Genomic DNA, 9,613 nt, shown 5'->3' on the forward strand with positions numbered 1-9,613 from the left:
TTCCCAGCGAGTGGCAGCGGCGGGTGCTGAAGGGTACGATTGCAAAGACTGGTATCTGTGTCTCAAGAAGCTCTGACCGTGTAGTGCCGGTACCGCGTCGCAAACTACCAGCGCCCGAATGTGAGGGAGGCATGCGCCGTGAAAATGGAAGTGGTCCAGGAGCAACTCAAGCAGTGGGGCGAAGTCATCGTCCGCACCGTCAGCGGGCAGGTGTTCGAGTTTCACCTGGGAGATACGAGCTTCGACCCGGCGCGCCGGCTGATCACGTTCCGCGGCCCGGATGCGGAGTACGTGATCGACGGCGACTCCATCGAAAGCGTCAAGAAGCACTGGAGCCACCCGGAGAGCGAGGAAAGCTAAACCGCCGCGCAGGAAGAGGGGGGCGTCCCGTCGGGCCCCCCTTTTCGCCTTGACCGGATGCTCTGGGCTCTCGCTCCCTTGCCCCGGCCGGTCAGGTGCTCACAATCCCCGGACTGCCACGACCGAGTCCTTCCACGGGGCATAGGGATGCTGCACGCTGAAGAACAGCGTCTTGCCGTCGGGCGTGAAGAAGGGCCCCGTACCCTCGGCGCCCCTGGGCATCTGGGCGAACCGCCGCAGTTGCCTGTCCGGCGCCGCCACCCACACTGCGTTGTTGCCGTACCGTTCGTTGATGAACTCACCGTACTTGTCCTCGAAGATCCACAAATTGCCCTCGCTGTCAAACTGCAGGTTGTCGGGGTTGAACAGGCCCGTCTCGGGGCCACCCTTCACGAACGTCGTAAGCTCCAGCGTCACCGGGTTGATACGCACAACCCGCCCGTAGTTGTCGGGGGCGGGCTTGCGGTTGTCGCCGGTGATGGCCATGTAGAGCATGCCATCGAGCGGGCTGTACTCGATGTCCTCCGGACGGTCGAAAGGCGAGGCGCCGTGCTCCAGCGCCCAGGCCCGGGCCTCGTTGAGCACGGCCTGATCCCTCCGCAGCTCGATCCAGCGCCGCCCCCGGGCATCGAGGGCATAGAGGGTTCCGCTTGACAGGTCTTCCGGCCGGTCGGCCACGAACTTGAAGAGCACCCCGCCGCGAAAGTCGTCGGTCAGATACACGGTACGCCGGTCCGGCATGACAAGGGCTGTCTCATGCGAAAACCGGCCCATCGCGTGGTGCTTCTTCACGTGCAGCGTCACCGGATCGATCTCCACGATGTAGCCGTACCGGTTGACGTCCCTGATCATCCCTTCGGGGATGTCCTGCACGCGGCGCGGCTCGTACTCCTCGGCCGACAGGATGGTGCCCCAGGGGGTCAGCGAACCAGCGCAGTTGTTCCACGTGCCGCCCACCAACGCGAAGTTGACGCTGACGGCCTGCAGCACGCGCCAGTCCTCACCCTCTCGGGCCAGCGTGAGGCGCGTGCCGCCGCCCCGCCGAAGCTCGTGGCTCACGTACAGGTAACCGAGGTCAGAGCCGTCCAACGGGACGTACACCGTCAGGTCGTTGCGGTCGAGATAGGTCCCGTTCTGCGTCGGGTCGCCCTCGGACATGAGGATCTGGTAGCGGAAGCCCTGCGGGAGCACCAGGTTGGACGAGACAACGGGGTCGATCGGCTGAAAACCCAGGGCCGCCGCTGGAAGCGACGCGGCCAGCAGGCCTGCCAGCAGCCCGCATGCTGCCACTGCGCCTGCCACTCGACGCCACGCCATACCTGCGTGCAACCATCCTCCGATTTGGATTGTACAGGCTGCGCCGGGCGAACCGGCCATGCTCATCCTCCAGGCAGTCGGTCTGTCTCACATCGGCGCCGTGCGAGTTGGGGGGTGGTTGAGCAGGCGACAGCACGCCCCCGGATGCGACCCGCCCAGCAACCGGACGTCGCATCCCGGGGGCGTTCAGCGGCCGTCAAAGCGGGCCCTTCCGAGAAGCGCAGCCCGCCTCCCCCCCGGCTCCACGGAGGAGAAAGCGGGATACCCGAGCTGACACGCTACTTCCTGTCCGAATACATCGCGGCCGGAGGGTCGAGCGCCACCACCCTGGTGCCGTTTACCTCGACCCAGACGTAAGAATGGTCCACCTCAGCCCCGGTCGTGTCTGCTACCGTCCCGTGCAAGTCTTCCTGCAAGCCGAACGTCAACTCACCCGACTGCCCCAAAGCGCTCGTATCCAGTGTATCGCTTGCCACCGACGCGGACAGCGTGACGTCGTTCTCCTGCCGGTACTCGGCCAGCGCAGAGCCCGTGGACACCAGCAACAACACCACCACGGCCCACAACACGCGCCTGTTCAACATCACAGGTCACGCCCCCCTCGCGGTGCTGTCTTCGTGCACCGACCGTTCATCGGCCAGGCACTGCAGGAATGCCTGGACCACGTCGTCCCGATACAGAACGCCCGCCTTTTCCTTCAGCTCCCCAGCTGCCTCTTCCGCCGTCTTTGCCCTTCGGTATACCCTATCCGACGTCATGGCGTCGTACGAATCGGCGACGGCTACGATCTGCGCCTCGACCAGAATCGCGTCGCCCTTCAATCCATACGGATAACCGCTCCCGTCCAGCCTCTCGTGGTGCTGCTCGATGATAGGCCCGGCCTCCTGCATGTGCGTACGTTCAATCATCTCTCGGCCCACGATCGGATGCCGGCGGATGACGACCCACTCGTCCTCGGTCAAAGGCCCGGGCTTCCCCAGGATGGAGTCCGGAATGGCCACTTTCCCCAGGTCGTGGTGGAAAGCCGCAAAGTGCAGGGCAAAGAGCCGTTGCGCTGACAACCCAAGACTCCGCCCCACCTGCATGGAACGCGTCATGATGCGCCTGCAATGGTCGGCGGTGTAGCCGTCCTTTTCTTCGACGGCAACCGCCAGCTCCATCATTTCTCTTGTTTCCCGGCTGTAACGGTGGAACACCGGCTGGGACGTGACATATAAAAGTACGACCTCCCCCTCGGCCTGGAACAGACAATCCTCAGTGACCGGGCGAGCTGCCACGTGGTCTCCGGCGTGGAGCAGGATGTCACCGTCCGGACGCAGCCACCGCAATGTGCCGGAGAGCACCATGAACCATTCGAGCGCGTCCCACCCTTCGGCAGGGCGAAGGGCCCACCGGGCCCCCGGCCGCAAGACGTGTCGAATGACCTCGGTGCCGTCCCCGGTCGAAAGGAGCTCGATGTCGAGCCCGTCAGCCCTCACCGATTCAATCGGGGTGCCAGAGCGCCGCAACTGCACCACCGCCGCGACCTCCGAAGGGTGGCCTGGAAGGTAGAGAACCCCAGCATATTCCAGCGGTACCGTCATTCTACCGGGGGCACGGCAGGAATGTCAACAGGGTGTGCGCTCGGGAGGCCTGAAGCGGCCGGCCGGGTTCAGGAGGGCATCAAGGAGCGGTGTTGGAGGGCCTGCTGGCGCTTTGGGCAATGGCGCCGATCAAGTTCTTCTCGAGCGGTGATTCGCATCCACGAAGAGCGGGGGCATACCGTGGCAACCGGAGGCCCAGAGAGCCTCATCAGAACCCCACGCCCGCTATGAACCGCAACTGCGGTTGGGCCGGCGCGCTTCCGAACACGTACGCCACGCCGAACGCCGGCCGGAGCGCCAGCACCCCGTAGCCCAGGCTGACGTCCAGGCGCAGTTCTGCACCCGCAGCCCCTGCGGCGAACAGCGGGCCCCCGCTCCCCTGGATCCCGGTCACCGCGGCACCTTCAACGAACGGGGCCGCCGACAGCCGCCCGAGGAAGACGGGCCACATGCCGAGCCCTCTCTGGATGCGCAGCACCGGGAAGTCCCCTTCGAGGCTCAGCTGGAACGCCGAGAAGCCTGGGGACGGCGGGACTCCCTCGTCCGGCTGCAGGCCACGAACCGTGAAGGGCCCCTCGCCCAGCATCAGCCCGTCTGTGCGCCGGGTGATGGCGCCGGCAGCGTTGACGCCAACCGAGCCGCCCAGCCGCCACACCACCCTCTCGGCCCACGTGGCCATGAGCGTAGGTGCACCGCCCTGGGTGACGGCACTTGCGACCTCCAGGCCCAGCAACCGCGTGCGCTCGGTGCGGTCGGCCCCCCAGCGGGCGGAACGCCGCCATCCGCCGGACAGGATTACCTCTGACTCTGCCGCGGCCGAAACCGAGCCGACCGCGCTTACGCCCGCATACAGCCTGTGGGTGGTCGGCGAGCCTGCGTTCAGGCTGCTGTCAAGCGTATACGCCAGCGTCGCCGACGCCTGCTGGAACGGCACAACCACGTGCTTACCCGCCGCCTGCCCGTCATCGGCTACCTTGCGCCCCTGGCTGAGCAGAACCGTGGCCGACGGGCCGGTTCCGGAGAACGGCCGGGCCGTCCACTGGTAGAGAAGCGAGGCACCCACCGTTCCGGTGGCAGGCGCGTAGTCGGCGGACACCATGTAGAGGTGGTTCATCCGGGCATCCCAGGTGCCCGTGACCGCCCCGAGCGCCAGGTCCTTGCCGTCCGAGCCGACGACCGGGAGCCACCAGGTCGGGACGAGGCTCGAAAGCACCGAGTACGGTCGGATAGGCGCACCGCTGTCCGGCTCGGCCAGGTCAGGTCCAAGCCTCCATAGGTCATCCACCTGCCTGGCCCAGGCGGCCCTTTCCCAGTGGGCACCGGCGAATGGCGGGTCAGGCAGCCGCAACGCCCTCGGCTCGAACGGCATGGTCACCAGGACATAACCGTCCGCCGTATAGGCGCTGAACGCAAGGGTGCTGCCGTCCGGCGACGGCGCCGGGAAAAACGCCCCGTTGACGGCGTTGGTGATCTGGTACAGCCGCCCGGCCGCCAACTCGTACGCATACAGGTTTGAGACGCCGGTGCGGTCCGACTCGAAGAGCAGGTACCGGCCGTCCCCTGTGAAAACCGGGTTCGCCACGCTGGCGGCCTCCGTCACGAGCGCTGCAGCCTCCCGGAGGTCCAACCGCTTCGAGCCGCCAGTTCCCCCGGTAACCCCGCTGACGAGGGCGATCCCCGTCTGTCCGCCGCCGGCCCACTGTACGGCCAGGCGCCCGCCGCCTGGTTCCCACGTCACCCCCTCGGCGTACCGCCCGCCGTCGCCGGCCAGCCATCGCTCGACTTCACCTACGGCCAGCCGGCCACCCTCGAAGCGCAGCGCCGCCACTGCCACGTGGGAGGTCATCCCGGTGCCGTCGAGCTGCACGAACGCGACCCTCCCGCCGTCAGGCGAGACCGCGGGCGCCGCGGCACGCAGGCCCCGCGTCAGGCGCTGAACGCGGCCCGTGGCCACCTCGACCCCAAAGAGGTCGAACAGTTGCCGGCCGGTTGCTCCCTCCGGAGCCAGCGCTGCGAAGACCATGAAGCGGCCATCCGGGGTCCAGTCGAAGCCACCCGACGCCCCCTCTGCCACCACTCGCTCCCGGCCCGTCGCGAGATCCACGACCCGGATAGCGGCCCCCACCGGCCCGCCCGCCGCCTGATAGGCAAGCAGCCGGCCGTCTGGCGAGTAGCGAGGCCGGAACGCAAGCCAGCCCTGACTCGGCAGGCGTTCAAACGGGGTAACGCCCCGGGCGTCGATGTCGGCCCTCTGCGCCGCGTAGCGGCGTTCCAGGGATTGTCGCCAGCCCTCGTAGAGTTCTCGCAGGCTCTCCCCCGTGGCCCGGGTGAGCGCCGTGCCGGGCGGAGCGGTGGTTCCCAGCGTGGCGTTCAGCCGGTGCACCTCGTGTACCGCTGTATCGCCGAAGCGTTCGGCGAGGTACTGCTGCCACGAGTAGCCGTAGAGGTAGACGGTGCCTGCGGGGTCCCAGCGTTCGAGGTCATAGCGGCCCAGGGCCTGGTCGGGGGCCAGCAGCCGCCCCTCGAGCACCGCGGCCCGCAGAAACATGTCCCAGAACGACGCGGCTCCCCGGCCCCGGTTCAGGAGCGTCTCCTCATACGAGGCATAGCCCTCGATGAGGGCATAGCTTTCCGTCACGTTGGGCGTGCTCAGCAAGGGCACGTGCCCGAACAGCCTCCGGATGGTGCCGTAGACGCCGCCCGCCATGTCCAGGTGCACGGCGTGCGCGTACTCGTGGGTGAACAGCAATTCCAGCCAGTCCGTCATGGTGCCGGGCATGCCGGCGGTGTAAGCCCAGTCGAGGGGCGGGACCGTGAAGAGGATGATCTGGTTGTAGAAGCTGAAATAGGCCATGCCGTTGGCCAGGTCGGCGGCGTCCTGCAACACGACGTGGGTCTTCGAGGCGAGCTCGTGGCCGATCCGGGCGGACACCACTGGGTGAACCCGTTCCGCGACGGCCGCCACCCGGCGCGCCAGTTGCTCGTAGCCCTCGGGGAAGTGGACGAAGAAGTGCGGGGTCTCCAGGGTGAACCATGCGCGGCCGGTGGGGTCGCCGGACGGCCGGCTACCGAACGCCTGGCCGCCCGTCTTGCCGGCCTCTCTGGCGAACGCCACACCCGAGCCGAACCCTGCAACGGAGACGGCCGCGACCAGGAAAGCGATGAAGATCGTCAGGCCCGGCTTCGTGAGGAAACGTTGACGACCCATTGGGTGGCCCCCTGAGTCTGAGAGTGGCTACGGTTCGTACCCTGGGCCGCCCGATTTCCAGGCAAGCCCCGAACTTGCCAGGTTTGGTATTCTTGGGAGCCCACGGCGTAGCCTGCAGCCGTGTGGTAAGTTGTACCTGATGCGAACACGTACAGCGCGGCTCCCTGACGCCTTTGTCGAGCGCCTGCGCGCCAGCTTTCCCGCGTCCCAGGCCGAACGGATCCTGGCGGGCATGCGCGCCCCCCGCCCCACCACCCTGCGGGTGAACACGCTGAAGACCGATGTGCGCTCGCTTCTGGCCGCGTTCCGTGAGGCCGGCGTGAAAGTGGAGCGGGTTTCCTGGTATCCGGACGCGCTCATCGCCAAAAACGTCCGCGAGGCCCAACTCGAGGCGTTGCCCGGCTATCGGGAGGGCCACTTCTACCTCCAGAGCCTCTCCAGCATGCTGCCACCCCTCGCGCTGGAGCCTCGACCCGGCGAACGGGTGCTGGACGTGGCGGCGGCCCCGGGCAGCAAGACGACCCAGATGGCCGCCATGATGCAAAACCGGGGGTACCTTCTGGCCAACGACTCGAATCCCGCGCGGGCCGAGCGCCTGCGGTTCAACCTCGCACGCCAGGGGGTCACCATCGCCGAGGTGGCCGTGGACGACGGCCGCCGGCTCGGCACCAGGTTCGGGCCCGCCTTCGACCGGGTGCTGCTGGATGCGCCGTGCAGCGGGGAAGGGCGGTTCGTCGCGGGTGACCCGGGCACGTACCGCCACTGGTCGGAACGGCTCACCCGCCGCCTGGTGTCTGTTCAGCGCCGGCTCCTGTTGAGCGCCCTGCGGGCCGTGAAGCCGGGCGGCACCCTGGTGTACTCGACCTGCACGCTCAACCCGGAAGAGAACGAGGGGGTTATCGACTGGGCCCTGCGGCGCTTCGGCGACGCGCTCGAGGTGCTGCCCGTCACGCTTGCCGTTCCGGGCCGGTGGGCAGGGATGACCCAATGCTGCGACGTGTCCTATCACCCGGCGCTTCGCCATGCCATGCGGATTCCGCCCTCCGCCACCATGGAGGGGTTCTTCGTGTGCAAGCTGCGGGTGCGTGAAGCCCTGGGTTAGAAACTGGCGGCGAGGTTCCCCGAGCCTCGATACGGTGGAGTTCTGCCATCCGCCAGGTTGCTGGGATCACCGGCGGGCCTTCTTCCCGCCCCTGCTGGCGTTCAAGGCGCGCCGCCTCACGGGCCGCGTAGCGCCTCAGGGCAGCACGGGCGGGACCGACTGACGGTCAGTCGGTCCGCCACCACCGGGCGCGCAGGCCCCCTACGGTGCGTATATCATCTTGATGGTCATGCCGCCGTCCACGACCAGGTTTACCCCCGTCACGAACCCGGCTTCGTCCGAGACCAGGTAGAGGCAGGCGGACGCCACGTCTTCGGGTCGCCCGACCCGCCCGACCGGGTGCTGCGCGTGGTCGGTGGGTCGCAGATCCGGGGGCCGGCGGCGAGTTCGGCGCCGCCATGCAGACGTGTCGATCCACCCGGGGCTGATGCAGTTCACCCGAACCTCGGGCCCCAGCGTGATGGCGAGGGCATGCGTCAGCGCCACCAGCCCGCCTTTGGAGGCCGAATAGGGTTCTGTGTTGGGCTCGGACATCAGGGCGCGGGTCGAGGCGATGTTGACGATGGCGCCCCGGTGACGGCGCAGATGCGGGGCAGCTGCCTGGGCCATCAGGAGGGGGCCCCTCAGGTTGACTGCAAGCACCCGATCCCACTGTTCAGGCGTAAGGTCAGCAAACGGGGCCGGCGAGGGAATGCCGGCGTTGTTCACCAGGATGTCCACTCGGCGCATGCGATCCGCCACGGCCTGTACCGCCCGGCGCACCTGGGAAGGGTCTCCCACGTCAGCCACGACGGCCATGGCCTCGAGGGAGCGCTCACGCAGCTCCGCCTCGGCATCCCGGGCCGCCTCTTCATCGATGTCGACAATGGCCACCCGGGCACCTGCTTCAGCAAGCCGCGTGGCAATTGCTCGCCCGATGCCCTCGCCCGCCCCCGTGACGATGGCGGCCCTTCCTGTGAGATCTACGTGCATACGCAACGCTGTCCCCCTCATAGGAGGCGGGGTGGTGACGTCGTCCACCCGCCGCAGGGCGCGGAGATTCGGGAACGGCCAAGGGAGTCCTCCTGCTGCAAGGCTGGCCAGGTGGGCTTACGCCGAACTCAAAGGCGGCCACTTTCCCATGCTCGGCGGTCCCCAGGGTGTGGCGGCGGCGCTGTGGAATCTGCTGAGTAGGATGGGGGTTGCTCAGCCATGATCCGGTGGCATGACGAGGACCGGTTCTGGGAGACGTTTGGGCTGGTTCTGTTCGACGAGACCCGATGGCAGGCCGCCTCACAGGAGGTGGACGCCCTGCTCCGGCTGCTTCAGCCTGAAGCTGGCGCCAGCATTCTCGACCTCTGCTGTGGCCCGGGCCGCCACAGCCTCGAGCTCGCCCGCAGGGGTTTTCGCGTAACAGGCGCCGACCGGACGGCCGCCTTCCTGGCCGAGGCGCGCCGGCGGGCGGATGCCGAAGGGTTACCCCTGGAACTCGTTCAGAGCGACATGCGCCACTTCAGGCGCCCCGGCGCCTTCGACCTGGTCATCAACATGTTCACGTCGTTCGGCTTCTTCGAGGATCCGGTCGATGACCTCCAGGTCGCCCGAAACATGTGGGAGTCCCTGCGCCCGGGAGGGAAAGCGGTTCTGGAGATGATGGGCAAGGAGGTGCTGGCCCGCGTCTTCGTCGAGCGTTCATGGCTTCCGCTGTCGGACGGCTCGATATTCTTTCAGGAACGCCGCGTCGCCCGGGACTGGAGCTGGATAGAGAACCGCTGGATGATACTCAAAGACGCTACCCTGCACGAGTTTCAGTTCGGGCACCGCCTTTACAGCGCCGCCGAACTGCGCCAGGTGTTGTCGCAGGCCGGCTTCTCCTCGGTGCAGGCCTACGGGAGCCTCGACGGGACGCCCTACGACCACCAGGCCCGCCGCCTCGTCATGGTGGCCGTCAAGGGGTAGGCAAGACCGCTGATGGAGAGGGTGAGCTTACATCCTCTCCAGGGGGGTCGAGCATCTTCCCGTCGCCCCGGCCGAGGCCTGGGTGTCGCTCTTCATGACCGCGTC

General features: G+C 67.5%; 8 protein-coding genes. 3 read left to right on the plus strand and 5 right to left on the minus strand.

Going from position 1 to position 9,613, the window contains the following annotated elements; translation table 11 throughout:
* Positions 1–144 precede the first annotated feature (144 nt).
* Positions 145–360, plus strand: a complete 216-nt coding sequence (locus tag AB1609_08915) for a hypothetical protein (GenBank protein ID MEW6046589.1) — start codon at positions 145–147, stop codon at positions 358–360.
* A gap of 99 nt (positions 361–459) precedes the next feature.
* Here AB1609_08915 and AB1609_08920 read toward each other — a convergent pair whose 3' ends face one another.
* The 4 genes from AB1609_08920 to AB1609_08935 all read right to left on the minus strand — a co-directional run bounded on the left by AB1609_08920 (position 460) and on the right by AB1609_08935 (position 6,468).
* Positions 460–1,677, minus strand: a complete 1,218-nt coding sequence (locus tag AB1609_08920; protein ID MEW6046590.1) for an alkaline phosphatase PhoX — start codon at positions 1,675–1,677, stop codon at positions 460–462.
* Between the two features lie 278 nt (positions 1,678–1,955).
* Positions 1,956–2,264, minus strand: a complete 309-nt coding sequence (locus tag AB1609_08925; GenBank protein MEW6046591.1) for a hypothetical protein — start codon at positions 2,262–2,264, stop codon at positions 1,956–1,958.
* 3 nt (positions 2,265–2,267) lie between these two features.
* Positions 2,268–3,194 carry an HD-GYP domain-containing protein gene (locus AB1609_08930; protein MEW6046592.1) on the minus strand — a complete coding sequence of 309 codons (927 nt, stop codon included), beginning with the start codon at positions 3,192–3,194 and terminating at the stop codon, positions 2,268–2,270.
* Between the two features lie 274 nt (positions 3,195–3,468).
* A complete protein-coding gene (locus AB1609_08935; GenBank protein MEW6046593.1) occupies positions 3,469–6,468 on the minus strand; it encodes a hypothetical protein in 3,000 nt (999 codons plus the stop codon).
* 139 nt (positions 6,469–6,607) lie between these two features.
* Between AB1609_08935 and AB1609_08940 the strand changes: the two genes are divergently transcribed.
* Entirely contained in the window at positions 6,608–7,570 is a 963-nt protein-coding gene (locus tag AB1609_08940) for an RsmB/NOP family class I SAM-dependent RNA methyltransferase (GenBank protein MEW6046594.1), read from the plus strand.
* Between the two features lie 201 nt (positions 7,571–7,771).
* On the opposite strand, the gene AB1609_08945 is transcribed toward AB1609_08940, so the two are convergent.
* Positions 7,772–8,542, minus strand: coding sequence for a glucose 1-dehydrogenase (locus tag AB1609_08945; protein ID MEW6046595.1), 771 nt, complete (start codon positions 8,540–8,542; stop codon positions 7,772–7,774).
* 219 nt (positions 8,543–8,761) lie between these two features.
* On the opposite strand from AB1609_08945, the gene AB1609_08950 reads away from it, so the two are divergent.
* Positions 8,762–9,508: a class I SAM-dependent methyltransferase gene (locus AB1609_08950; protein ID MEW6046596.1), complete on the plus strand. Its 747-nt coding sequence runs from the start codon at positions 8,762–8,764 to the stop codon at positions 9,506–9,508.
* Positions 9,509–9,613 lie beyond the last annotated feature (105 nt).

The organism is Bacillota bacterium (genome assembly GCA_040754675.1).
In the GTDB taxonomy this organism is placed as follows: domain Bacteria; phylum Bacillota; class Limnochordia; order Limnochordales; family Geochordaceae; genus Geochorda.

Excerpts from the sequence above, each read along its gene's own strand:
- AB1609_08915 (MEW6046589.1), top strand. The coding sequence starts at position 145 with ATGGAAGTGGTCCAGGAGCAACTCAAGCAGTGGGGCGAAGTCATCGTC.
- AB1609_08920 (MEW6046590.1), bottom strand. The coding sequence starts at position 1,677 with ATGGCGTGGCGTCGAGTGGCAGGCGCAGTGGCAGCATGCGGGCTGCTG.
- AB1609_08935 (MEW6046593.1), bottom strand. The coding sequence starts at position 6,468 with ATGGGTCGTCAACGTTTCCTCACGAAGCCGGGCCTGACGATCTTCATC.
- AB1609_08940 (MEW6046594.1), top strand. The coding sequence starts at position 6,608 with ATGCGAACACGTACAGCGCGGCTCCCTGACGCCTTTGTCGAGCGCCTG.
- AB1609_08945 (MEW6046595.1), bottom strand. The coding sequence starts at position 8,542 with ATGCACGTAGATCTCACAGGAAGGGCCGCCATCGTCACGGGGGCGGGC.
- AB1609_08950 (MEW6046596.1), top strand. The coding sequence starts at position 8,762 with ATGATCCGGTGGCATGACGAGGACCGGTTCTGGGAGACGTTTGGGCTG.